This window comes from Liquorilactobacillus hordei DSM 19519 (assembly GCF_019443985.1).
GTDB classification, from domain to species: Bacteria; Bacillota; Bacilli; order Lactobacillales; family Lactobacillaceae; genus Liquorilactobacillus; species Liquorilactobacillus hordei.
The window spans coordinates 636,994-660,974 of record NZ_CP049303.1 but is presented as its reverse complement, the minus strand read 5'-3'; the positions used below and the strand labels follow the sequence as shown (position 1 = coordinate 660,974).

The 23,981-nt window shown below is 35.1% G+C and carries 27 protein-coding genes and 1 other annotated feature; of the genes, 8 read left to right on the top strand and 19 right to left on the bottom strand.

Annotated elements, in window-relative coordinates; all coding sequences use genetic code 11:
- Positions 1-22 precede the first annotated feature (22 nt).
- Together G6O70_RS04420 and G6O70_RS04415 are read right to left on the bottom strand one after the other, a co-directional pair.
- Positions 23-616, bottom strand: coding sequence for an ECF transporter S component (locus G6O70_RS04420; RefSeq protein ID WP_057868666.1), 594 nt, complete (start codon positions 614-616; stop codon positions 23-25).
- A 236-nt stretch (positions 617-852) separates the two neighbouring features.
- Positions 853-1,821: an AEC family transporter gene (locus G6O70_RS04415; protein ID WP_057868667.1), complete on the bottom strand. Its 969-nt coding sequence runs from the start codon at positions 1,819-1,821 to the stop codon at positions 853-855.
- 270 nt (positions 1,822-2,091) lie between these two features.
- On the opposite strand from G6O70_RS04415, the gene G6O70_RS04410 reads away from it, so the two are divergent.
- Entirely contained in the window at positions 2,092-2,976 is an 885-nt protein-coding gene (locus G6O70_RS04410; RefSeq protein ID WP_057868668.1) for a LysR family transcriptional regulator, read from the top strand.
- A gap of 42 nt (positions 2,977-3,018) precedes the next feature.
- On the opposite strand, the gene G6O70_RS04405 is transcribed toward G6O70_RS04410, so the two are convergent.
- The 3 genes from G6O70_RS04405 to G6O70_RS04395 form a co-directional block, all read right to left on the bottom strand.
- Positions 3,019-3,456: a MarR family winged helix-turn-helix transcriptional regulator gene (locus tag G6O70_RS04405; protein WP_057868669.1), complete on the bottom strand. Its 438-nt coding sequence runs from the start codon at positions 3,454-3,456 to the stop codon at positions 3,019-3,021.
- Between the two features lie 569 nt (positions 3,457-4,025).
- A complete protein-coding gene (locus G6O70_RS04400; RefSeq protein ID WP_057868670.1) occupies positions 4,026-5,201 on the bottom strand; it encodes a pyridoxal phosphate-dependent aminotransferase in 1,176 nt (391 codons plus the stop codon).
- 36 nt (positions 5,202-5,237) lie between these two features.
- Positions 5,238-6,029 (bottom strand): carbon-nitrogen family hydrolase, encoded by a 792-nt coding sequence (locus G6O70_RS04395; protein ID WP_057868671.1) that lies wholly within the window; start codon positions 6,027-6,029, stop codon positions 5,238-5,240.
- A gap of 64 nt (positions 6,030-6,093) precedes the next feature.
- Positions 6,094-6,322: a binding site (T-box leader), on the bottom strand.
- Positions 6,323-6,463: 141 nt separating this feature from the next.
- Between G6O70_RS04395 and G6O70_RS04390 the strand changes: the two genes are divergently transcribed.
- The gene (locus G6O70_RS04390) at positions 6,464-7,372 is read left to right on the top strand and encodes an L-lactate dehydrogenase (RefSeq protein WP_057868672.1); all 909 of its coding nucleotides are present in this window, start codon (positions 6,464-6,466) and stop codon (positions 7,370-7,372) included.
- A gap of 297 nt (positions 7,373-7,669) precedes the next feature.
- Here the strand turns inward: G6O70_RS04390 and G6O70_RS04385 are convergent, their stop codons facing one another.
- The 5 genes from G6O70_RS04385 to G6O70_RS04365 form a co-directional block, all read right to left on the bottom strand.
- Positions 7,670-8,527 (bottom strand): DUF1129 domain-containing protein, encoded by an 858-nt coding sequence (locus tag G6O70_RS04385; RefSeq protein WP_057868673.1) that lies wholly within the window; start codon positions 8,525-8,527, stop codon positions 7,670-7,672.
- Between the two features lie 11 nt (positions 8,528-8,538).
- On the bottom strand, positions 8,539-8,853 hold the full coding sequence (locus G6O70_RS04380) for a PadR family transcriptional regulator (RefSeq protein ID WP_057868674.1): 315 nt from the start codon (positions 8,851-8,853) through the stop codon (positions 8,539-8,541).
- A 162-nt stretch (positions 8,854-9,015) separates the two neighbouring features.
- The gene (gene abc-f, locus G6O70_RS04375) at positions 9,016-10,506 is read right to left on the bottom strand and encodes a ribosomal protection-like ABC-F family protein (protein WP_057868675.1); all 1,491 of its coding nucleotides are present in this window, start codon (positions 10,504-10,506) and stop codon (positions 9,016-9,018) included.
- Positions 10,507-10,757: 251 nt separating this feature from the next.
- Entirely contained in the window at positions 10,758-11,327 is a 570-nt protein-coding gene (locus G6O70_RS04370) for a GDSL-type esterase/lipase family protein (RefSeq protein WP_057868676.1), read from the bottom strand.
- 47 nt (positions 11,328-11,374) lie between these two features.
- Complete coding sequence (locus G6O70_RS04365) at positions 11,375-11,992, bottom strand: TetR/AcrR family transcriptional regulator (protein ID WP_233419099.1); 618 nt, start codon at positions 11,990-11,992, stop codon at positions 11,375-11,377.
- Between the two features lie 82 nt (positions 11,993-12,074).
- Between G6O70_RS04365 and G6O70_RS04360 the strand changes: the two genes are divergently transcribed.
- From G6O70_RS04360 to G6O70_RS04345, 4 genes are all read left to right on the top strand, one after another.
- Positions 12,075-12,809 carry an ABC transporter ATP-binding protein gene (locus tag G6O70_RS04360; protein WP_057868677.1) on the top strand — a complete coding sequence of 245 codons (735 nt, stop codon included), beginning with the start codon at positions 12,075-12,077 and terminating at the stop codon, positions 12,807-12,809.
- Positions 12,806-13,897 (top strand): ABC transporter permease, encoded by a 1,092-nt coding sequence (locus G6O70_RS04355; RefSeq protein ID WP_057868678.1) that lies wholly within the window; start codon positions 12,806-12,808, stop codon positions 13,895-13,897. Before G6O70_RS04360 ends, G6O70_RS04355 begins: the two co-directional genes overlap by 4 nt.
- A gap of 165 nt (positions 13,898-14,062) precedes the next feature.
- Positions 14,063-14,380: an oxidoreductase gene (locus G6O70_RS04350; protein WP_258236157.1), complete on the top strand. Its 318-nt coding sequence runs from the start codon at positions 14,063-14,065 to the stop codon at positions 14,378-14,380.
- Positions 14,381-14,427: 47 nt separating this feature from the next.
- Positions 14,428-15,246 carry an oxidoreductase gene (locus G6O70_RS04345; RefSeq protein ID WP_057868679.1) on the top strand — a complete coding sequence of 273 codons (819 nt, stop codon included), beginning with the start codon at positions 14,428-14,430 and terminating at the stop codon, positions 15,244-15,246.
- 18 nt (positions 15,247-15,264) lie between these two features.
- Here the strand turns inward: G6O70_RS04345 and G6O70_RS04340 are convergent, their stop codons facing one another.
- The 7 genes from G6O70_RS04340 to G6O70_RS04310 form a co-directional block, all read right to left on the bottom strand.
- Positions 15,265-16,182: a LysR family transcriptional regulator gene (locus G6O70_RS04340; protein WP_057868680.1), complete on the bottom strand. Its 918-nt coding sequence runs from the start codon at positions 16,180-16,182 to the stop codon at positions 15,265-15,267.
- Between the two features lie 207 nt (positions 16,183-16,389).
- Positions 16,390-16,782, bottom strand: a complete 393-nt coding sequence (gene rpsI, locus G6O70_RS04335) for a 30S ribosomal protein S9 (protein WP_003689359.1) — start codon at positions 16,780-16,782, stop codon at positions 16,390-16,392.
- A 12-nt stretch (positions 16,783-16,794) separates the two neighbouring features.
- The gene (gene rplM / locus G6O70_RS04330) at positions 16,795-17,238 is read right to left on the bottom strand and encodes a 50S ribosomal protein L13 (RefSeq protein ID WP_057868681.1); all 444 of its coding nucleotides are present in this window, start codon (positions 17,236-17,238) and stop codon (positions 16,795-16,797) included.
- A 126-nt stretch (positions 17,239-17,364) separates the two neighbouring features.
- Positions 17,365-18,132, bottom strand: a complete 768-nt coding sequence (gene truA, locus G6O70_RS04325) for a tRNA pseudouridine(38-40) synthase TruA (RefSeq protein ID WP_057868682.1) — start codon at positions 18,130-18,132, stop codon at positions 17,365-17,367.
- Positions 18,133-18,156: 24 nt separating this feature from the next.
- Complete coding sequence (locus tag G6O70_RS04320) at positions 18,157-18,954, bottom strand: energy-coupling factor transporter transmembrane component T family protein (RefSeq protein WP_057868683.1); 798 nt, start codon at positions 18,952-18,954, stop codon at positions 18,157-18,159.
- On the bottom strand, positions 18,947-19,822 hold the full coding sequence (locus G6O70_RS04315) for an energy-coupling factor ABC transporter ATP-binding protein (protein WP_057868694.1): 876 nt from the start codon (positions 19,820-19,822) through the stop codon (positions 18,947-18,949). Before G6O70_RS04315 ends, G6O70_RS04320 begins: the two co-directional genes overlap by 8 nt.
- Complete coding sequence (locus G6O70_RS04310) at positions 19,798-20,634, bottom strand: energy-coupling factor ABC transporter ATP-binding protein (RefSeq protein ID WP_057868695.1); 837 nt, start codon at positions 20,632-20,634, stop codon at positions 19,798-19,800. Before G6O70_RS04310 ends, G6O70_RS04315 begins: the two co-directional genes overlap by 25 nt.
- Before the next feature lie 216 nt (positions 20,635-20,850).
- Between G6O70_RS04310 and G6O70_RS04305 the strand changes: the two genes are divergently transcribed.
- Positions 20,851-21,375, top strand: coding sequence for a helix-turn-helix domain-containing protein (locus tag G6O70_RS04305; RefSeq protein WP_219934265.1), 525 nt, complete (start codon positions 20,851-20,853; stop codon positions 21,373-21,375).
- Between the two features lie 20 nt (positions 21,376-21,395).
- Positions 21,396-22,238, top strand: a complete 843-nt coding sequence (locus G6O70_RS04300; protein ID WP_219934266.1) for an IS3 family transposase — start codon at positions 21,396-21,398, stop codon at positions 22,236-22,238.
- Positions 22,239-22,593: 355 nt separating this feature from the next.
- Here G6O70_RS04300 and rplQ read toward each other — a convergent pair whose 3' ends face one another.
- Positions 22,594-22,977: a 50S ribosomal protein L17 gene (gene rplQ / locus G6O70_RS04295; RefSeq protein ID WP_057869831.1), complete on the bottom strand. Its 384-nt coding sequence runs from the start codon at positions 22,975-22,977 to the stop codon at positions 22,594-22,596.
- 25 nt (positions 22,978-23,002) lie between these two features.
- Positions 23,003-23,947 carry a DNA-directed RNA polymerase subunit alpha gene (locus tag G6O70_RS04290; RefSeq protein WP_057869830.1) on the bottom strand — a complete coding sequence of 315 codons (945 nt, stop codon included), beginning with the start codon at positions 23,945-23,947 and terminating at the stop codon, positions 23,003-23,005.
- Positions 23,948-23,981: the final 34 nt, after the last annotated feature.

Below are 23,981 nucleotides of genomic sequence, written 5' to 3'. Positions count from 1 at the left end.
AACCTTTCATTTTTGAACAATTTCATTCGTGAAAATTCCATTTTTTTATTAATGGAACACTAATCAAAGGTGCAACTATTCCCGCAAGAATTGCTTCTGGAATTCCATTTGTTCCCACCACCGTCAAGAGATATGGCAATAACGCCTTGGCATCAATATGATACAGGATTTGTGATTTTCCTTGGTAAAATAAATAAATTTGTCCCAATACTAAGAGCGTATTGCAGCATGCCCCTAAAATTGCAGCTAGCGGTAAAACTCTGTATGGTTTGTTATATTTTTTAAGTGCTAATGCAAATATTCCACCAGCTACTATACCTATCATAACACGCGGCAATATCGCAATTAGAGGATTAATAAACACAATTGTCGCCAAAGGACTAGTCGGCCAAATAAATGCCCTTACAAAAGTTATTATCCCCCAGATTCCCCCAATAATTGCCCCATCGACTGGGCCAAGGACAAAAGCTGCGACAATAACTGTAATATGAATTAGAGTTAGATCTAACGGGCCGATTGGTAAATACCCTAAGAAGGGAACCAAATTTTGGACAATGATAATTGCTGTAAAGAAAGACAAAAAGACCAGCCTTCGTATTTTTTGATGATTACTCAAATGCTCCAACCCCACTCGTATTAATATAGGGTCGATTATAACACAGTCTAACTTTATTTTACTCACAAAATATTCAGTTAATTAATATGGTAAAATCACAAGATAACTCATTAAACTTTAAATACTAAATTCAAATTTGAATTAGACAAAAAAGAAGCTAAGTCAAATTTTTACTTATGACCCAGCCTCTTATTTTTGTAATTTTATTTATTCAGATTAATCAAATATGTTTTTCATTAAACAAATTGAATAACTGCCATTAGAATTGGCACAATCACAATAAATAATACCGTACTAATCGTTACAACATTAGTCGCATATTTCACATCACCATGCGCCTCGTTCGCCAAAATAGGAAGCACGGCAAGCATCGGCGTTGCTGATTGCACAATCAATGTCTGGCTCATCAGAGTTGGCATCCCCAACCCCATTGATCCACCAAGTTTGATCAATATAATTAAAACAACTGGTGACAATACAAAACGACCCAATAAAGCCAAGACTGTATCTCGGTCAAGTTTCATATTACTTAAACCAGCGTCAGCAAGTACAATTCCGATATAAATCAGTGATAACGGTGTCACAAGTGAACCAACATATGTCAAAGTTTGTTCAGCAAATGATGGAACTGGAATACCAATCAACATCCAAACAACAGCAACAATAAATCCAACAAGTGGCATTGGAAGAAGTTTCTTCCAATTTATCTTTTGTGCTTTCTTCTTACTTTTGTCAATAGTTGGATCATCATTAGAAATCAAGAATACACCAAAAGCCCAAGTAGAAACGGTATTAATAATATAATAAATTAAAAAATAAGTCGTTGCCTTTTGGCCAAAAAGTGCATTATTCAATGGCATTCCAATAAAGATTGTATTAGCATTAACAACAGCATTCATGAAAATACCACGGCGACCTGCTGGTATTTTTAAGACCTTAACTGTTACCCACGCAATTATATAACCACATATTACTGCAATTGCGGGGAAAATCAATCCTGTTGATAAGCCGAATAATTTGCTTCGTGTTAAATTATTCATTACAGCAACGAAGATTGAAGCTGGCAAAGCAATTTTAGTAATTAATGATGAAATATTCTTACCAAATGTATCCGAGAACCATCCAGTCCTCCTCAATATATATCCTAAAGCCATTATTAAGACAATTACTGTCACACTAGAAACTGAAGTCAAAAACACTGTCATTTCTTATTACCCCCATAAATTATTAATAATAAACTACATGAAAAACTGTTCCGTTAAATTCAGTATAATTACGGAATAATCTGATTATCCCTATAAAGGGAAAGTCGTTTATTTGAAAAATAAATTAACATACTCATTATTTTCACCTCTAAAAGCATTGCTAAACTCACACGATATGTTAAACTTGTGTTAATTTATAGTCAAAGTTGCATTGTACTATCAAATGTTTTTATATGAAGAATATTTAGCTTCTTTAAAGGAGGAATTATAATGAATATTAAGGAGTTTCATTATTTTCATGAACTAGTAAAATACAAAAACTTCTCTCAAGTCGCTTCCTTTTTCAACGTAAGCCAACCTACAATTACAATGGCTATCAAGCGTCTAGAAAACGAACTTGAAGTTAAGTTATTTGTTCGCGACCGTTCTCACAAACAGTTAGTTGTAACTCCAAGTGGTGAGCAACTTGATCGGCATGTTACTCAAATATTAAATGAACTGGATGTTATGAAAAAAGAGCTCTCTAGGATTTCCAGTGAAAAAGTAATGTTTGGTTTACCGCCTATCATTGGAACTTATTATTTTCCACACGTAGCCCCGGAATTACTCCGTGCAGGTTTAATTGATAAACTTGATATCTTCGAATCTGGCTCAAATGAAATGCTGAATTATATTCTTGACGGAACTCTTGACTTAGCTTTAATCGGTTCTATCACGCCAATTGTTGATGCCAAACTTGATGCTAAAATTTTTGATCGTACACACTTTAAAATTGCAGTTAGTGAAAATCATCCTCTGGCACAACAAAAAAGTGTGAACTTCAAAGAATTAGCACAAGAAAAATTTATTATCCTAGATGATCGTTTCATTCACTCAATCGCTTTCAATAAGATGTGCCATGCAAATCAATTTAGACCACAAATTATCCATCGTTCAAATGACGTGCATATTCTAAAAGCAATGATTAAAGAAAATATGGGAATAAGTTTCTTAACAGAATTAGCCTTACCCCCTGAAGCTGGCATTAAGGTCTTGGATATTGCCGATACAGATCAACCAGAATTTCTTCTTTCAATTGTATATCGCCATTCACACACACTTACCCCACTTCAGCAGCATCTAATAGAAATTCTTCCCCAGAAAATTAATATATAAAAAAAGTTCTGACAAAATTGCCAGAACTTTTTTGTATTCTATTTAAAATTCGTCTAAGCTTTCATCAGATACAATCTCAATTGTTTGACGCAAAACGCGCTTAAAGATTGCCAAGTCCTTTGGTGCGACTTCATCTTCCAAACGATTCTCTAGTCTCTGCCAGAATTCATTGTCTGATTCAAGCAACTTGAGGTATTTTTCTGTAACCATCAAATGAGTAACACGACGATCTGTATCATCTAGGCGTTTCTCAATTAAATTAAGTCGCATTAACTTCTTAATATGATAGTTAGTGTTAGGTGTCGATTGATCAAGCAATTTTGAAATCATACCAATAGTAGGTTCTTTTAATTGATAAATTGCCTCAAGATAATAAACATCAATTGCTCCTAATTTCTCAAAGTCAGGATCGTTTTGGCGATGTTCGTGTAACCGTAATACTTGCATTAAATTAGTTAAAGATTTTTGTAAAGTTATCACTATTCTTCCTCCGTTTTTTGCTAAATTTATTTATATTGAACTTAGACTTACTTAATATACTAGAATTAATTCCTACTGTCAAGTCAAGACATCAAAAATCATAACTTAATATAAATTCTTGCTTACCATTATATTCTTTTTAAGACAAAAGACCAATTATCTGCCTGAAATATTCCTATTTAATATAATATATTAAGCTTTTAAAACACTAACAACCTTTTTTTACTGACTATTACATAAAAAAATTAATTTCTACCATGTTTATTGTACTACTAAGAACTCAAAAAATGAACTAATATTAACCAATATATATTATTAAAAATGTTTGAAAAAATAAATTTTTTCTTATAACTTATAATTTTTAAAAATTGGTATACCTTTTAATAATACTAATTTAAACATAACAAAAAAATACGGTGTAAATCAATTCACTGAGAATTAACTGTTATACAATATAAAAAATATGAACAAAATAAAATAAAAACATCAAATTCGTAGTTCATTTTATCTTAATTTTATACAAATAATAATATTAATCTCTCAAAACTGGAACAGTTTCTTTAGCATCTTTAGAAAAGTTTTAACTTTTGAATACGCTTTACTGCTTCTACCAAACGCTCAGGTTCAACTAATAATCCGATTCGTACATATCCATCTCCCATAACTCCAAAACCTTTTCCTGGCGCTACCGCTACATTTGCCCTTTCTAACAAAAGATCTGCAAAGCTTTCACTTGTATAGCCCTTTGGTACCGGCATCCAAGTATAGAAAGTCCCACCTGGAATAAATGCATTCCACCCAATTTTCTTGGCTGCACTAACAAAAGCATTGCGTCTTTCTTCATATTTGCTGACGAGTTTCTTTACTTCAATATCTTCTTGTGGGTCTAATAATGCCGTTATTGCTGTTTCCTGGATAGCTGGGAAGACACTGACAAATAAATGATCTTGAATTAAGTTAATTGCTTCTATCATTGAAGGGTTGCCCACTGCAAATGCAATTCTCCATCCCGCCATATTGAAAGTCTTCGAAAATGTATACATTTCAATTCCAACTTCTTTAGCTCCTTCAGCTTCTAAAAAACTAGGATTGTGATATCCATCAAAACCTAGGGCACCATATGCAAAATCACTCACGACTCCTACATTATACTTTTGTGCAAAAGCGACTGTTTTTTTATAGAATTCTTTGGTTGCAACTGCCCCTGTTGGATTATTCGGATAATTCAAATAAATAAATTTCGCTTTTTTGGCAGTTTCTTCATTAATATCTTGATAATTCGGCAAAAACTTGTTCTCACTTTTTAGAGGAAAAGTTTCATAGTTCACTTTTCCCAAGGTTACCCCTGATAGATAATCTGGATAACCTGGATCTGGCAGCAACAATAGTTCACCTGGATTCATCAATGCCCATGGTAACTCAACTAATCCAATTTTTGATCCACCTAAGATTGCAACTTCTGTTTCAGGATCTAAAATAACTCCATATTTTTCCTTATAGAATTTAGCTGCAGCAACCTTAAGTTCATGCAGCCCTCTAAATTGAGAATACTTATGATTGATTGGTCGTGTTGCTTGTTTCTGCATCTCTTTAACAATATAGTCAAATGTTGGTTGGTCTGGATTCCCCTGTCCAAGATTAATTACATCATTTCCAGCAGCAACTTTCTGATTGACCTTGGCTACAAGTGTTGCAAAAAATTGTGTTGGTAAATTCTTCAAAAGCTCTGATTCTTCAAAAAACATTATGCATTTCTCCTTCTTCTAAATAATTATTCTCCATCAAAAATATAAGTCTGTTCTGCGGTCATCAAAGACTGGTATATTCCCACGTACTGCTTTTAAATCATCTAAATCAAATTCGCAGGTGAAAATTCCTTCTACATCTGTAGCCCCTTCTTCTAAAATCTTGCCTAAGGGATCAATCACTAAAGAATGACCATTAAAACTATCCTTAGGGGCATTACCAACGCGGTTAACCGCCACCACAAATGATTGATTCTCAATTGCACGTGCGCACAGTAACATCTTCCATTGTTCAATTCGTTTGGTTGGCCACTGTGCACTCACAAAGAGGATTTGCTGTCCAGTTGACATCAACTTACGCTCCCATTCAGGGAAACGAATATCATAGCAGATTACCCCAGCGGCTTTGATACCATCTATTATGAATTGATTTAGGGTTGAACCAGCACTAATAAAGTCGTCTTCGCTCATCAAACCAAATAAATGAACTTTTTGATACTGGCTGATTAACTGTCCTTTACGATCGAAAATATAACTTGTATTGTAAAACTTTCCATCCTCTTTTGTTGCCACAGAGCCACCAACAATATTTACTGCAAAATGTTTAGCTAGTCGTGTGAGAAGAGTCTTAGTTCTTTGTCCATCTTTGTCTGCGATAGTTTCTAATCTTTCCAAGTCATATCCCGTATTCCACATTTCAGGTAACACAAGCACATCTGGCTTATCTTGCACTGCTTCTTCGATATACTTCTCAACATTACTGTAATTAGCTTCTGGATCACCAAACTTTACATCTAACTGTAACAGACTTACTTTGAATTTCTTCATAGTTATCCTACTTTCTGCTAATTCGCATTATTTTCCATAAAAAAAGACTCATCCCTTTATATTTTATAAGGACGAGTCACCGTGTTACCACCTTGATTTATGCCATCTTCATAGATAACACCTCTATAGCTAAATATATATTTAGCATTGTGCTAATAACGTACACAAACCCGTTACTGGTTATTCGCCAGCACCATTCCAAGTTCATTTTCTATGTATTTCTTTACTCCCTTGCACCATCCGAGAGCTCTCTCAAAAGACCATACATATACTCTACTCTTCATTATGTTACTCAATTTAGTGTTTACAAGGTTATTCTATCTGAAAAGATGGTTATGTCAAGATTAAAATCTTTTTTTACTTGACATTCATTGATTTAAAATTTAAATTGATGACAGTGTTTTACCAAAATTTTTGATAATGGAGGATTCAAAATGCGCAAAATTGGAATAATTGGTTTAGGTCATGTTGGTGCAACAATTGCCTATACTTTGGTTACCAAAGGAATTGCCGATGAGTTAGTTATTATTGATACTAATGATGAAAAAACAACAGCAGAAGAGTATGATCTGCGTGACACACTTGCTCGCTTAGATACATTTACTAAAATTATTCCTCAAGATTATGACTCACTATCTAATGCTGATGTTGTTATTACTGCATTTGGCAACATTGATTCCATCAAAATGGATGGTGACCGTTTTGGAGAACTCAACTTTAATGCAGAGGCTGTTGAAGAAGTTGCCGCAAATCTTAGAACTTCTGGATTCAATGGTGTCCTCATCAACATTAGCAATCCCTGTGATGTAATTACAACATTGTTGCAACAGCAAACAGGGCTTAGCAAAAACCAAGTCTTCGGAACAGGTACCTTTCTAGATACTGCTAGAATGCAACGGGCAGTCGGTCAAGCTCTTCACGAAGATCCCAAAAATATTAGTGGATATGTTCTAGGCGAACATGGAGAATCCCAATATACCGCATGGTCAACTGTTGAAGTCAAAGGGCATCCTATTATTAAGCTTGCGGAAGAAAAAGGACTTGACTTAACTTCACTTGATCAACAAGCACGCCGGGGTGGATGGTTAGTTTTCTCTGGTAAACATTATACATGTTATGCAATTGCCACTTGTGCAATTAAATTAACTCAAGCTGTCCTCTCAGATGCTCACCTAGCTTGCCCCACCTCTGTTTATCTCGAAGAATATGATCATTATATTGGATATCCTGCTGTTATTGGACGAAAAGGTATAGTTGAAGTCAATTCAATTACACTATCAATTGAAGAAAAAGCTCAGTTAGATAACTCTGCTAAAATAATTAAAGAAAAACTAAATAAATAAAAATACAGCACTGTGTAACTATAAGAACTTTATCAATAAATCTTAGCTACACATCATATTTTCAAAAGGGAGTGTGACATAAGTCGGGAAAATTTGAGTACTAACCCGAAATTACGAACATAGCGAGTACTTTGCTATGAGTAATTCGAAGTTAGACGGAGAATTTTGGCTTATGGAACGCGGTTACACGGAATAATTAGCGAGATTGGGTTAAAATTTAACTTTTTTCCCAGTCTCTTTTTTTATTTCGTATAAACTTGCGCCATAAGTCAAACTTATATTCTGAAATTCTTAAACTTATTTGCGCGCCATTTTCTTAATCAATATTCTTCCCCAAACAATATTGATTAAGAAACCAATAATGGCAGCACCAACTGCTAAAAACTTGATATTATTTGCACCTACAATTGTTAAAACCGCAGGAATTCTTTGTGCTATGCCAACTGCTGCCATCAATATGATAAAAGGCGTAATAGAATATAGTTCTCTCTTTTTGCCAATAATAATCCAACCAAGAAAAATTGCGATAATCGTTAACATTAAGATTACATCACTAGGATATAGGAACTTAACTATCCAAACTGGTGGTGTAAATACACTGATTGCCACAAATGTTCCAATAATACAACTGAAAAAGATAGTTCCAATAATAAATTGAATAACTTTTGATTTTCTAAGCAGATTATTTTCACTCAGGTAAATTGATTTATGAACTGCCTCAAAAACAATTACTATCATTCCAACAGAAAGAAGCGCAATCAAGAGGTACTCAAGGATATTTATCTTTAATGCACCTTTTGTTGCAAAATTACTAATAAATGTTATTGCCCAATATATTCCAACTGGTAATAATATTAATTCAATAACTTCTCTATAACTCGCATGCTTGAAATTTTTAATCATACTATCTGCTAACTTGCGGCTATCTTTTCCAAAATATTCTTGGGCTGTTTGACCATTTTCTTGCGCTTCAATCAAATCGACACATACATTATAAGTTTGTTCGGTCACATCAAGTTCCTCATAAAAAAGACTTGACGTAATTAAGTACCCTCTAAGATCTTCAAAAAAAGTCGCATTTGTACCTTTTAATTCTTTCTCCAACTCGTTTAACTTATTTCTGATTTCCTTAACTCGCTTATCTTTACCACTCATCCGATTTCCCCCTATTTGAATATCCGTGTAACACTCTCGTTAATTTCTTGCCAACTACGCATAAAAATTGCTAATTCTTCTTGACCTGCCGGAGTTATATTAAAATACTTGCGGCTTGGTCCTTCAGGTGAAGGTTTCATCACACCAATAATCAGCTTTTTTTTCTCCAATTTCTGTAAAATAGGATAAATAGTTCCACCAATCACTTCATTGAATCCAGCTATTCGCAGTTTTTGGACTAACTGATAGCCGTAGGTCTCGTCCTTTGAAATTACTTGTAGGACACAGCCTTCAAGTACACCCTTTAGCATTTGTGTTTTGCTCAAGTGGAGAACTCCCTTCTCACTAGTATGTAATACTAACTACCGCAATAAAAAGATATCACAGGTGAGGTAGTTTGTAAAGCATAGTAGTGGAATTATTATTTCTATCCATGCTGCTGACAATCTAGTACATAGAACATATGCCCAATAAATCTTACTCTCTTTTTACTCTTCTGCCCTCAATTCAATCCTCGTAGCACCGATACTACTGAGAAAATGTTCATCATGTTCAATAAGCAGTAATGTCGGTCTATAAACACTTATTAGTTGTTCCAGCTGTTGCCGGTTATAGACATCTAAGTAATTGAGGGGTTCATCCCACACATAGAGGGTAGCAGGAATTAATAAAGCCCTTGCAACTTCAATTCTTTTCTTTTGTCCTAAACTCATATCTTCAATACGGTTCACAAATGTTTCACGTTCTGTGCCTAATTTGCGTAAAATATTCAGTAATTCCTGATAATCTATTTTATTTCTATCTGCAAAATCAGTTAGTGTCCCTCGTTCATCAAAACTCTGTCTGATAATGCTAACTGAAATATTATTAGCAATCACACCTGTCCCTGTATAGTTTACTTTCGATTTGCCAAACAGGCTTTTTATAAGAGAGGTTTTACCAACACCATTTTTACCAGCAATTGCAACTTGTTCGTTTTTTTTAACCTCAAAACTGATCGGTTTGAATAATTTATGGTTTCCAATCGTCAACGATAATTTGTTGACTTTAATTAGCGAATTATGATGATCACTCTTAAAATTAATATTCAATTGCTCTACAAAATCAATATTTTTAATTACTTGCTCTTTTTCTTTCACTTTTTTATCCATTCTTGTTTCAATTGCTTTTGCTCTTCGCATCTGGTTTTTTGCAACCGTATCATCTGGTCGTGAACTAATTTTTAATTTTCTTTTATTTTTTCCTTTACCCGCTGATTCCCTGCTTTTAGCCCACTTTTCTTTCTCCCGATATGTTTGTTTTAATCGTGTAACTTCTTTTTGAGCTTTTTCATTTTGTTGTTGCTGTAAATCATCGGCTAACTTTTTTTGCATCTCATATGATTGGTAGTTACCCTGATAAAGTAATATTTTCTTGCGCTCAATCGCCAATACATGATCAACTACCGCATCAATAAATGCTCTATCATGACTGATTAAAATAAATCCCTGTTTTTTTGTTCTAAGATAATTGGCCACGATTTCTCGTGCTGTAATATCTAAATGATTAGTTGGTTCATCAATTAACGGAAAATTATTTTTATCAGCAAATAATAATGCTAACAATATCTTAGTCTGCTCTCCACCTGAAAGATCATCAAATGACAAATTCAAAATATCCTCTCTAATATCTAGTAAAGCAAGTTCCTTTCTAACTTGCCACTCTTCAAACTGAGTTTGTTTATTTAACATTTCAATCACAGTCAGATTATGTTCTGTAACTTTTTGCGGAAAGTAGACAAAATTTATCTGTTTAATTATCTCCCCGCGATATTCCAATTGATCTTGCAGTAATCTAAGCAGTGTTGTCTTGCCACGTCCGTTTCTACCAATCAACCCAAGTTTCCACGAATTATCAATATTTAAGTTGGCATGATCAAACAACAATATATTTTGTGAATCGTATCCAAAAACTAAGTTCTTTATTTCTATTTTAGTCATACTTTTACCTCTCGCTTGCAACTATGCAAGTTAAATACTCAGCTATCTTCAAGAAAATAAAAGTGTACACAAAAAGACCACTATTGCACATCTCTGAAACTTTCTTGAAAATCTGCACACAAAACATTCAAATCGTTATGTTTAGTCTTAATGCAGCTTCAGCAAGAAATTTAGATGCGCAATATTAGTCCCCTCTTTTCTGTTTAATAAGTTATTTAGATGATATCATCTTAGCTTCGTCTTAGCAATTCTTAAAGTACCGCCGCAATTGTTCTTGCCAATATCAGATAGCCTACCTGTCCAAAGTGAAGCCCATCATCTAACATCCCATGTAACAATTCATTGACCGACAATTGACTATAATTTATGAATTCTTGATACAAATCTAGAACATTGCAATGCTCTTCTTTAACTACCTTCTTCATCACTAGCGTATATTCTTGAACTATTTGATTCGTTCGATAACGTTGTTTTTGTTCATCGACAGGTGGTGGTGTGATGAAATAAATCTCATTCAACTTGTACACCGTACATAATAACTTGATACTCTCAACTAGGTTATCTTTGAATTGTTCAATCGTAAGTTGCTTGTTTATTGCTAGATCATTTGTCCCAATCAAGATAAAAATCTTATCGGCTTTCTTACCTGTTAGAATCTCAATTTTTATTCTTGCAAGAAGATCTGCTGTATTATCTCCTGGATGTGCTGTATTGGTAATACTAAGTTCACGATCTAGTTCTTTAAGCTTTTCATTAATCATTGGCTGCGTACAGCCCTCATATCGTGCCATCAAGCTGTCACCTGTCAGATGAATGTTCATTAACAGTCTCCTTCTACTTCATTAATTTTGGAATAAACCTCTTGTCCTTACTTAAACTCAAACGAAAAGTTTTTATCAACAAGCGCCACGATTTCTTCTGGTGATTCTTTTTGTCCCGAATTAATCCATTCTTGAATTACACCAAAAATTGCATTGCTAAAAAAGCTAAGAAAGTACCGTTCCTCAGTCGAATTAGCAAATTTAATGTTCGTAAGCGGTAAAATATTTTTTTGCATATTTTGCCGCATTACAGCGCGAATACTCTCTTGGATCTCGCTTGATCCATGACTCGAAATTAATAATGCCATCACCTTTCCTTCTCCCAAAAGAAGATTCAACATCGTCAACATTAACTTATCACGTTTTGTAATAACACGTTCTTTGATAAATCGATTTCCAGTTTCAACTAATTCGAGTTGGCACTGCTTAGCTAAATCATATTTATCTGTATAATGCAGGTAAAATGCACTGCGGCTGACTTGTGCTGTCTCACAAATATCCTTAATCGAAATCTTTTCAAAGTCTTTATTTTGTAACAACACTTCAATTGCTCTCAAAATCGCAATCTTTGTCTTTTGATATCGCAAATCCTTCTTCATATTTATTCCACCTCTTGCAACATAAAAACCAATTTTATCAATCTGTCCATTATCACATTTTTTCACTTGTAGAATCTGTAGAAACTCCTATACTTCAGATATAAATATAATAAACACAATGTACATTAAAAAGAAAGGAGAATCATTCATGGCGAATTCTGATTATCCAATTGCGTCAATCAGTCACGCTTCTAAAAGATTTGGTCAAAAAAAAGTATTGAATGATATTACGATAAAAATTAATGCCGGACAGATAATGGGCCTAATCGGACCTAGTGGTTCTGGTAAGACAACAACTATAAAATGCTTATTGGGAATGGAAAAACTCGAAGCTGGGTCTGCTACAATCTTTGAAAAAAAGATGCCCAATCGGCAAATCCTAGAAAAAATTGGTTACATGGGACAAACAGATGCTTTATACGAGAACTTGACTGCACTCGAAAATCTAACTTTCTTTGGCAATCTGATGGGAATTACAGGACCGGCGCTAAACAAAACAATTAACAAAAATATGGAACTAGTCAATCTTACAAGTTCGTTGCATCAAATTGTTGCGGATTTTTCTGGTGGAATGAAGCGCCGTCTTTCTTTAGCAATTGCACTACTAGCTAATCCGAATCTGATTATTTTAGATGAACCAACCGTTGGGATTGATCCAAGTTTGCGGCTCGATATTTGGGCGCAATTACGCACCTTAGCAATTGCTCAAAAAGCAATTATTGTGACAACTCACGTAATGGATGAAGCTGAAAAATGTGATGTAGTTGGATTAATTATTAATGGGGAGATCTTCGCACTAGGTACACCAACTGAACTAAAAAAGAAGTTCAATGCTACCAGTATTGAAGAAGTCTTCCTCAAAGCAGAGGTGAATTCAAAATGATTCAATTCAAGGCAGTTCTAATCAGAGTAATTAAGGAAATATTGCGAGATAAAAGAACCCTAGCATTAATGTTATTGGCTCCCATCTTAATTTTGATACTTATGAATTTGGTTTTTAATTCGAATAATGACGCAAAAATTAAGATCGGTGTTACTGACAATGTTCCAAATAAAATTATTCAAGCACTTCCTAATTCCAAAATTACTATTCGTCATTATCAAAATTCTCACAATCATACAAGAAAAATCAATGCTGACGATCTTGATGCCTTTGTTACGCGTAAGAATAATAAACTTGCGGTCACATATGAGAATGAGGATCCTACAAAAAGCTCACAAATTAAGAGTCTTCTTACTAATGCATTGCTGGTCTCTAAAGTTAAAGAATTATCCGCAACTTTAGAGATATTATCACTCCAGAGTCCTAAAAAACAAGCTACTCCAAATTTTAAATTAAGCAGCTCATATCTTTATGGTAGTTCAAGCAGTACATTCTTTGATAAAATCTTTCCAATTTTAATTGGCTTCTTTGTCTTCTTCTTTGTCTTTTTAATCTCAGGAGTCGCTCTTATCAGAGAACGTACATCTGGTACCCTCGATCGTCTTTTAGCAACTCCGATTCGTCGCAGTCAGCTAGTCTTAGGATATCTCGCTGGGTACGGTCTTTTTGGAATCTTACAAACCATTTTAATCGTCTTATTTGCAATCTATATTCTAAAAGTTGAAATTGTCGGAAATCTCTTCTTAGTATTGCTGACGAATATTTTAATTGCTTTAGTAGCGCTTGTGATTGGCTTATTTGTATCAACATTCGCCAATTCCGAATTTCAGATGATGCAATTCATCCCAATTATTGTCGTGCCACAAGTCTTTTTCTCTGGGATTATCCCACTAGATACCATGGCTCATTGGGTTAAGTTCATTAGTTATTTATTGCCCTTGAGTTATGCTGGTAATGCACTAACAGCTGTAATGGTCAAAGGTCAAGGCGTGAACATTATTGTCACCGACTGGTTAATTCTCTTAATCTTCTTAGTTATTTTTACATTTCTAAACATTATTGGGCTCAAACGTTATCGAAAGGTGTAAAACACAATTTGGTGGTAAGCCTCCAAAATTAGACCTATATATTTGTAATAGTTTAGCATGTATCTATGTTCAGTAAAACTCAACGTTATATTCATATTTCCGAAACGCCTAAAAGATTGTGAAATGTTATACTTGATTTATAAAAAATAAGGAGGCATTTTTATAATGAGAAATTTAACAGATAAAGTAACCTTTCGTCATGGTGCGACAATCTCCACTAGAACTGCTCAATCACCTATGCTAACAAATAGCGGTTTAGATGAAAAAATAACGCAGGATACAGTTGACTATTATAATATGCGTTCACAATCAGCAGGTATGGTTATCGTTGAATATACAAGTGTCAGTCCAAATGGTGGTCCTTCACGCTCTTGGGCCCCAAATCGTGAACAATTAGCAATTTATAATGACAACTTTGTCCCAGGATTTAAAAAAATTGCTGAAGGTTTAAAAAAGATGGAAATAAGGCAATTCTTTAGTTAGTTCACTCAGGTCGTGAAGCACAGTACCGAATTACTCTTGGCGGTCGTGTGGAGGTACCTTCAAAAATTGATTTTCCTTGGATTGATTACCCATTACATGAATTGACTGAAGAGGAAGTATGGGATATTGTACATGATTTTGGGACCGCAACCAAACGTGCCATTGATAGTGGTTTCGATGGTGTCGAAATTCATGGAGCAAATCATTATTTACTTCAAGAGTTCTTTTCCAGTTTTTCAAATGTTCGAAATGATTTTTGGGGTGGCAATCTTGAAAAACGTATGAATTTTGCTATTGAGGTTGCTCGAGAAGTCTTCAGAGTAGTTGAAGAATATACCCCAAAAGACTTTATTGTGGGTTATCGAATTAGTCCAGAAGAAGTCCATGGTGACAACATTGGTTATACTTGGCATGAATCTCAACAATTGGTTAATAAGTTGTCCACGGATTTTGAATTCGATTATGTGCATCTTTCGACAAATGATTATACAGCTACTCCTAATGACTCTGATAAAAACTACGCACAATTACTTGGAAAAGGTGTCAAAAAGCCCGCGCTTATTTTAATTGCTGGTGGTATTCATACCGTTGAAAAAATGGAAGATGCTTTAAATGATGTAGATATTGTAAGCTTAGGTCGACCAAGCTTAATTGATCCACAAATTGCTTATAAAATTAAAACTGGACAGGCGGACAAAATTTTCTTAGAGTTTAACGAAGAATCTTTTAAAAAATCTCACTTAACTCCTGGCTTGATTGAATTACTTGCAAACACAGACTATTTTGCTATGCCAGGGATAGAATATCTCAAGACACTTACCAATACTAAACTGGACGATGTTGTGACTCATGACGGGACCAAATAGATTATAGAAGATGCCCTTTCATTGGGCATCTTTTTTAATTTCTGTCGTAATATCTTGTAATAATTCCTGTGTTTTCTCAGATATCATATAATTGGGATTAGTCAACCAACCCAGTTTAAAGTTATCATCAATGATATGACCAATGTCAATTGTTTTTAAGTTTGAAAAATTTGGATTGCTTGATAAATCACCCTGTAGTATTCGGCCAAAACAGACTGTGTTTAATTTAATTATTGCTTTGTTCATCGCCCATGCATCATCTATTCTTAAAATTAAGGATAACGGGCCACATTGAAATTGTAACTTTTCAAAAATTTCATCATGAAATTTATCATTGAAAATACTAAATTGCTGCTTTTTTAAATTTTCTAAGGTGATTGGTCTACCCAAAGTATTCAAAAAATTATCTGGGGCACATAATAAAACTAACTTGCTATCACAGACTGGCGTAAAAACCAGACCCTTTATGGCTGCGTCCTGAATGTTATTAATAGCAATAAATCCCGCATCGATTTCTTGATTATGAACACAACGGACAATAGATTCAAATTCATGACAGCTAATATCAAATTGCGCATTTTTGAATTTACTTGCATAGTTATCAATAAAAGTATTTATAAAAGATTTTAACATCGTATTCATATAATGAATTGAAATCCTTTGATATCTTTTTGGATTAGCAACAATAGCGGCTGTATTTTCAAGATTATTTTTAAAACTAAGAATATCTGAAATAGAGGAAAGTAACTGCCCTCCTTCAAGTGTTAACTGAGTTCCAGCTGATGATTTATCAAATAGACGCACACCCAATTCTCTTTCAAATTGATTAATTGCGAGGCTTAACCCTGACTTGCTGATGTGAAGTACCTCAGCAGCTTTTTGCATGGAATCATGTTGCGCCAGAACTTCAACATAAAGTAGTTGTTCAAAATTCATCCGAGACTTCCTTGGATAATCCATTACTTTTTAATGTTAAAATAAACAAAGTACTTTCATTGTTATTGTACTTAATTTTACGAAAATATGTCCACAAAATTTTTTCACGGTAGCTTACTCTTTTACGCGCTCCATTTTTAGCTCTCCTTTTATAAAAAAAACACCTCTCCAAAAAGAGAAGTGTTTTTATCATTGATATACCAACGATTAACGTTTTGAAAATTGTGAAGCCTTACGAGCTTTCTTAAGACCTGGTTTCTTACGTTCTTTCATACGTGCATCACGAGTCAAGAGACCAGCACGTTTCAAGACGCCACGGAAATCAGGATCTACTTCAAGCAATGCACGTGCAATACCATGACGTGTTGCACCAGCTTGACCAGAGAAGCCGCCACCATCAACGTTAACAAGAACATCATATGAATCCTTTGTTTCTGTAACGTCAAATGGTTGAACCATAACTTCGCGTAAGTTTGCAAATGGAACATATTCTTCTGCAGGCTTGCCGTTCATAACAATCTTACCTGTACCTGGTACTAAACGTACACGAGCAACAGAATTCTTGCGACGGCCAGTGCCTTTATATTGTACTTGAGCCAATTAAGTTTCCTCCTAGATTAAGTTTGTGATATCCAATACTTCTGGTTGTTGAGCTTCATGCTTGTGATCTGCACCACGATAAACATGTAACTTCTTAGCTTGAGCTTTACCAAGTGTACCCTTTGGAAGCATTCCTTTGATGGATAAAGCAATTAACTTCTCAGGATCTTTTTCACGGTAATCACCAGCTGTACGGCTCTTCAAACCACCTGGATGGTCTGTATGATGATAATAAATTTTTCTTGTTGCTTTACGACCTGTTAAAGCAATCTTTTCTGCATTGATAACAATAACAAAGTCACCTGTATCAACATTTGGTGTAAATACTGGTTTATTTTTACCACGTAAGATAGAAGCAACAGTTGAAGATAGACGTCCCAAAGGAACATCGGTTGCATCTACTACGTACCATTTACGTTCGATTTCGCCTGGTTTTGCTATATATGTTGTACGCACGTTTATTTCCTCCATTTGTATATGCTTGTTTGACACAAAATAAGTTTCCGGGGCCTACCGTGGGGCAAACAATACCAAATATTATGATACTTTTTTTCATGCCTAAAGTCAATCAAAATCAGTTAATTATTTATTATTTTCCACGTTATAATATACCTTTTTTAAATACAGCCCACTTGCTGGTGCAGTTGCCCGACATTCATTACGATCTTTAACCTCATATAAACGCAAAAAATCATGAACTGGCCGCTTACCATTGCCGATTTCAAGTAAGGCCGCTACCATTATTCGCACCTGATTATATAAAAAGCCGTTGCCATAAAACTCAAAAATTACTTCATCATTTTCTTTGTCTTCCATAACAGTTGCATCATAGATAGTTCGCACATGACTCTTGGTCTGACTTCCTGAAGCCACAAAACTTGAGTAATCATGCGTTCCAATCACGTCTGGCATTGCTTCTTTAATTAATTCAATATTTAATGGGTACTTATAATGTCCTGTATAGAACCGCTTGAATGGATCAACAAATCGTCCGCGACTTACGCGATACAAGTAGCGCTTTCCATGTGCCGTGAAGCGTGCATGGAATTCTTTTGGGACAATTTTTGCAGCTACAACTTGCATATCTAGCGGTAACATACTATTTAATCCATTAACAATTCCTTGCTCAGGAATATCATTTTCAAGATCAAAATGAACTATCTGACCATATGCATGGACTCCTGCATCCGTTCTCCCTGAACCAAAAACATGGACAAACTCTTTTGCTGTACTCATCTTATTAACTGCTTTTTCTAAGACATCTTGCACTGTTCGCTGCTTGGGTTGGCTTTGAAAGCCTGCAAAGTTTGTTCCATCATAAGCCAACGTTATCATATACCTTTTTGACATCTAATTCCTCACATTCACTTATACTCACCAATGGCGCACAAATAGTAAAATAATCATGACGGCCACGAAAATAACACACCCAACAGTATCACCTGTATGCCAATAATGAACTCGATACTTGGTTCTTCCTTCACCACCGCGGTAGCCACGCGCTTCCATCGCTGTTGCCAACTCTTCAGCACGATTGAATGAACTAACAAATAACGGAACAAGTAATGGAATAACTGACTTGATTTGTTGCATGATACTTCCTTCACCGAAATTCACTCCACGTGAACGTTGAGCATTCATAATTTTGGCAGTTTCATCCATCAAAGTTGGGACAAATCGTAGTGCAATTGATAGCATCAAAGAAATCTCATAAACTGGAACTTTGATTTTCTTCAAAGGCATCATTAATTTTTCAAGTGCATCCGCAATTTCAAGTGGTGCAGTCGTTAATGTTAGTAGTGTTGACATAAAAATAATTAACACAAATCTGCAAAAAACATACGCACCATTAACCAAGCCATAATAAGATAAATTAAAGGGTCCCCATTTCCAAAAAACAGTTCCACCACTACTAAAAAAGACTTGCAACAAAACCGTGAATAGTATAAGCCAAATTAACGGCCGAACACCTTTGATAAAAAAACCAAAGTTAACCTTTGCTGCCATAATGCTTCCTATTGTTAAAATAAACAATAAAACATATGACTGCCAATTATTAGCTAGAAAAATAATAATGATAAAGAAGAAACTCAGAATTAATTTTGCTCTAGAATCCATATGATGGACAACTGAATCACCCGGGACATACCTTCCTAACAAAATCTTACCCATTATTCACATCACCCCCATGCAACAAGGACGCAATTTTTTGTGCTAAAGAGAATTCTGTCAAAGGCAAGGTTGAAAATTTAATTCCGGTTTTCTGCTCAAATTCTAAAGCAAATTCACCAGCCTTGGGTAGCGCAAGATGATGTGCTACTAACCAATCTGGCTGCGAGAAAATTTCACTAGGAGTTCCATTAGCAATCATTTTTCCTTCTTCCAAAACAATTACATTATCAGCGTAATTAGCAACATCATCCATTTGATGAGTAACTAAAATCACTGTTAAGTTTTGTTCATCCTTCAAGCGTTTAAACATCCGCATCATTTCAAGTCGTCCTTTGGGATCCAATCCAGCGGTAGGCTCATCTAATACCAAGACCTCGGGCTCCATTGCCAGAATACCAGCGATTGCAACTCTTCTCATTTGACCACCAGATAATTCAAAAGGTGACTTTACTAATAAATCATCATCCAGCCCTACTTGATGCGCCATTCTTCGTGCAATTACTTCTGCCTCTTCTTCAGTTTTGCCAAAATTCTTTGGTGCAAATGCTATATCTTTAATTACAGTCTCTTCAAACAACTGAGCTTCAGGAAATTGAAATACAACTCCAACATGCTTACGAAGTTCACCTAGCTGTTTATTTTTGGTTTCAGCATTAATCACTTGTTTACCTATCTGAATTTCACCACTTGTAGGTCGTAACAACCCATTCAAATGTTGCAAAAAAGTCGATTTCCCACTACCGGTATGTCCGATTAAAGCAGTATAACTACCACTCGGGATTTCAACTGATACATCACTGAGTGCCTGTTGCTCAAAAGGCGTATTGGGTTGATACGTATAATTTACTGCTTTGAAAATAATTGCCATAACCAATCAACCATTCCTTCTTTTGTTAGGTATTCATCAGGTACTTTAATTCCTTGTTCTACAAGTTCTTTTTTTAATTTCTCAGAAAAAGGCGGCTCGAGTCCCAATTTAATCAACCTAGACCCATGTGCAAATATTTCAGCAGGAACATCATCTTGTACAATCTTGCCATCATCCAACACAACTACACGCTGTGCCTTAGAAGCTTCATCAATATCATGTGTAATCGAAATAACCGTTAAGTGTTCATGCTGGTTCAGTTCACGAATAATCTCCAAAACTGCCCGTCTTCCTTCTGGGTCAAGCATACTTGTTGCTTCATCAAGAATCACAATCTCAGGTTTTAGGGCAATTATCCCCGCTAATGCAACTCGTTGTTTCTGACCACCAGATAATCGAACTGGTTCATGATCTGCAAACTTCCACATTCCAACACGATTAAGCGCTTCTTTAACCCTTTTTAACATTTCATCACGTGGGATTGCAGCATTCTCTAATCCAAAAGCAACATCATCTTCAACATTAGCTCCTACAAATTGATTGTCAGGATTTTGGAAAACCATACCGATTTTGCTGCGTACATCCCACACTGTCTCAGGAGTAAGTTTTATTCCGCTTACTGTAATTTCACCACTTTCAGGAGCAAGTAAACCATCTATCAAACGTACTAATGTGCTCTTACCACTACCATTATGTCCAATAATTGCGAGCCATTCACCTTTTTTGATTTTCAAGTCGAAATTATTGAAATTATATGCTTCTTGTTGCGGATACTTAAAAGTAAGCTTCTTGATTTCAACTATATTCACTATTCTGTACACTCCCCAGCTAGAATATTATAACATTTATCATACCATACTCAGCTTATTAAAAAAGAGTTGGCTTATAATAATTAATTGCTGATTAACATTCGAATCATTAGACAAAATCAAGAGAGAAAAACATGTTAAATTAAAAAAAGAGAGTGTGACATAAATGAAGTGCCTTACAAAACTTGGACATGTAAATCAAGTTTTGGAGGTGCTTTTTTGACACGTAATTATACCTACAGCTTTAAGTTGAAAGTAGTTAAAGAATATTTAAATGGTGAAAATTCACTCCACACACTGTGTCTGAAATATAAGATGCCGAGTGATACTCCATTAGTAATTTGGGTGTCGCGTTATAAAGCTTTTGGTCCTACCGGACTTAAACAGCTTAAACGCCGGCACTATTCTAATGATTTCAAGGTAGCGGTTATTACCTATTACTTGAACCATTCTACCAGTATTCAAAAAACAGCCATCCACTTTGATATCAGCCACACAGTCGTTTATAATTGGCTTAAATTAATGCGGCAATTTGGAATTAAAGCCGTAATTTCATCTAAGATAGGACGACCCAAGATGGTTAAGAAAAAGAAAGAAACATCCAAGAAAAAGACCGAACAACAGTTAATAGAGAGACAACAAAAACAAATCAGACATTTAGAACAGGAACTTTCCTATACTAAAATTGAGAATGTTTATCTAAAAAAATTGGATGCCGTAATTCGAAACAAAAAACAGCACTAAAAGTTAAAACAATTAACGAATTGCGGCGTGATTATCCCTTTATTACGCTCTTAAAAGTTGCGGGACTTGCGCGTTCGACGTATTACTATCATTTAGCTTGTCTAAACCGGCCTGATAAATATCGTCAGGTTAAACAAATTATTCGGCAAGAATTTGCCCGCTCTCATCAAACTTATGGTTATCGTCGCATGAGATTTGTTTTAAAACAGCATCATGTTAAACTTTGTCTAGAAACTGTTCGTAAAATTATGTTTTCTATGGGTCTGAAAGTTACTCTTTTTTCAAAACATTCTGGGCGGTACAACTCATATCATGGTCATGTTGGACAGGTGGTACCTAACTTGCTCAAGCAACAATTCAAGGCCCATAAACCATATACTGTTTTGCATACTGACGTCAGTCAGTTTAAACTTACGTGTGGAAAATGGGGTTATATTTCGACAGTTATTGATGAGGCTAGTAATGAAGTTTTAGCCGCTAAAGTTAGTTCAACACCCAATCGTGTTTTAATCGATCAAACCCTTGAGACAGTCATTAAAAAGATTCCCGCAACAACTAAACCAATTCTACACTCTGATCAAGGATGGCAATATCAAATGACCAATTATCAAGCTAAACTAAGACATCATCATTTCATTCAAAGCATGTCTCGTAAGGGAAATTGTTTAGACAATGCCCCAGTTGAGAGCTTTTTCAGTATGCTTAAACGTGAATGTTTAAGGCGCATTAAGGTTACTTCGCTCAGTGAACTAAGTACATTAGTGGAACATTATGTTGCTTGGTATAATAACCAGCGAATTTCACTTAAGCGTCACGGATTAACTCCAGTCGAATATCGTAAACAGTATCTAACTAATAATTAAAACAAACATGTCCAACTTTTTTAAGGCAGTACAAAGTCGAGAAAATTTGAGTACTAACTTGAAATTACGAACATAGCGAGTATTTTGCTATGAGTAATTCGAAGTTAGACGGAGAATTTTGACTTATGAAACACGTTTATACGGAATAAATAGAGGAACTGAATCAAAATTTAACTTTTCACCCAGCCTCAAATAAAAAAAAGGTTCCAAAGCATAAAAATGCTTTAGAACCAAAAAAATCACTTTTTATAACGAAGGTTTCCCAGTTAAGGTACTTAGGACTAGACTAGGAACTACCCATCATCGTAACGCCCAGTTATCGTTATAAAAGTGACAAAATGATAGCTATTTCAAATTAGTCAACTAATTCAAGAACAACCATTTTTGCTGCATCTCCACGACGTTCATCCATCTTGAGGATACGTGTGTAACCACCATTGCGTTCTTCAAAACGTGGTGCTAATTCTGAGAAAAGCTTTTGTAATGCTGATTGAACAACAACATTATCACCGTCTTCTTTAACGTCAGCAACAACATTCATCAAAAATGCTGCAGCACGACGACGAGAAGCCAAGTCGCCCTTCTTACCTAATGAAATCATCTTTTCAGCTGATTTACGCACTTCTTTAGCACGTGCATCAGTTGTTATGATTTTTTCGTTAACGAGCAAGTCAGTCGTCAAGTTACGCAACATAGCTTTACGATGTGAACTTGTTCGTCCTAATTTACGGTAACCCATGAAGTATTCCCTCCCTTAATAAAGATTAGTCATCATGACGTAATGATAAACCCAAGTCAACAAGTTTATTCTTAACTTCTTCTAATGACTTACGTCCAAGATTGCGGACCTTCATCATATCAGCTTCAGACTTATTAGTTAATTCTTGAACTGTGTTGATTCCAGCACGTTTCAAGCAATTATAAGAACGAACTGATAAATCAAGCTCTTCAATCGTCATCTCAAGCATTTTTTCTTTATGTGTTTCTTCTTTTTCTACCATGATTTCAGCATTCTTTGCCTCATCAGTAAGATCAACAAATAAAGTCAAATGCTCTGTTAAAATTTTCGCAGATAAGCTGATTGCTTCACTTGGAGTAACTGCACCGTTAGTCCAAACATCAAGTGTCAACTTATCAAAATCATCTCTTTGACCAACACGTGCTTTCTCAACTTGATAGTTTACACGTTCAATTGGGGTATAAATTGAGTCAATTGGTAATACACCAATTGGCATATCATCAGCCCTGGCTTTGTTATCATCAGCAGAAACATAACCACGGCCAGTGTTAGCAGTCATTCGAATATGGAATGATGCCCCTTCGGCAACTGTACAGATATACAGATCAGGATTAAGAACCTCGACATCACTACTTCCTTGAATATCACCTGCAGTTACTTCAAGAGGACCGGCAACATTGATTTCCAATGTTTGATTTTCTTCTGAATCAACTCGCAAAGCAACTTTCTTAAGATTCAAAATAATTTGTGTCACATCTTCAAGAACACCCTTAATAGTTGAGAATTCATGCAATACACCATCAATTTGAATATCAGTAATTGCTGCACCAGGAAGTGATGAAAGCAAAATACGACGAAGTGAATTACCTAAAGTAGTACCATAGCCACGTTCAAGCGGTTCAATAACAAATTTACCATAATCAAGATTTTCTTCTATTTTATGAATTTTTGGTTTTTCAAATTCAATCATTCTTATCTTTACCCCTTTCAAAACACGACGTGTA

What these genes read in the sequence shown, in the direction of transcription:
- G6O70_RS04415 (WP_057868667.1), bottom strand. Translation starts at nt 1,821, where the DNA reads ATGACAGTGTTTTTGACTTCAGTTTCTAGTGTGACAGTAATTGTCTTA.
- G6O70_RS04410 (WP_057868668.1), top strand. Translation starts at nt 2,092, where the DNA reads ATGAATATTAAGGAGTTTCATTATTTTCATGAACTAGTAAAATACAAA.
- G6O70_RS04400 (WP_057868670.1), bottom strand. Translation starts at nt 5,201, where the DNA reads ATGTTTTTTGAAGAATCAGAGCTTTTGAAGAATTTACCAACACAATTT.
- G6O70_RS04395 (WP_057868671.1), bottom strand. Translation starts at nt 6,029, where the DNA reads ATGAAGAAATTCAAAGTAAGTCTGTTACAGTTAGATGTAAAGTTTGGT.
- G6O70_RS04390 (WP_057868672.1), top strand. Translation starts at nt 6,464, where the DNA reads ATGCGCAAAATTGGAATAATTGGTTTAGGTCATGTTGGTGCAACAATT.
- G6O70_RS04385 (WP_057868673.1), bottom strand. Translation starts at nt 8,527, where the DNA reads ATGAGTGGTAAAGATAAGCGAGTTAAGGAAATCAGAAATAAGTTAAAC.
- abc-f (WP_057868675.1), bottom strand. Translation starts at nt 10,506, where the DNA reads ATGACTAAAATAGAAATAAAGAACTTAGTTTTTGGATACGATTCACAA.
- G6O70_RS04370 (WP_057868676.1), bottom strand. Translation starts at nt 11,327, where the DNA reads ATGAACATTCATCTGACAGGTGACAGCTTGATGGCACGATATGAGGGC.
- G6O70_RS04360 (WP_057868677.1), top strand. Translation starts at nt 12,075, where the DNA reads ATGGCGAATTCTGATTATCCAATTGCGTCAATCAGTCACGCTTCTAAA.
- G6O70_RS04355 (WP_057868678.1), top strand. Translation starts at nt 12,806, where the DNA reads ATGATTCAATTCAAGGCAGTTCTAATCAGAGTAATTAAGGAAATATTG.
- G6O70_RS04350 (WP_258236157.1), top strand. Translation starts at nt 14,063, where the DNA reads ATGAGAAATTTAACAGATAAAGTAACCTTTCGTCATGGTGCGACAATC.
- G6O70_RS04340 (WP_057868680.1), bottom strand. Translation starts at nt 16,182, where the DNA reads ATGAATTTTGAACAACTACTTTATGTTGAAGTTCTGGCGCAACATGAT.
- truA (WP_057868682.1), bottom strand. Translation starts at nt 18,132, where the DNA reads ATGTCAAAAAGGTATATGATAACGTTGGCTTATGATGGAACAAACTTT.
- G6O70_RS04320 (WP_057868683.1), bottom strand. Translation starts at nt 18,954, where the DNA reads ATGGGTAAGATTTTGTTAGGAAGGTATGTCCCGGGTGATTCAGTTGTC.
- G6O70_RS04315 (WP_057868694.1), bottom strand. Translation starts at nt 19,822, where the DNA reads ATGGCAATTATTTTCAAAGCAGTAAATTATACGTATCAACCCAATACG.
- rplQ (WP_057869831.1), bottom strand. Translation starts at nt 22,977, where the DNA reads ATGGGTTACCGTAAATTAGGACGAACAAGTTCACATCGTAAAGCTATG.
- G6O70_RS04290 (WP_057869830.1), bottom strand. Translation starts at nt 23,947, where the DNA reads ATGATTGAATTTGAAAAACCAAAAATTCATAAAATAGAAGAAAATCTT.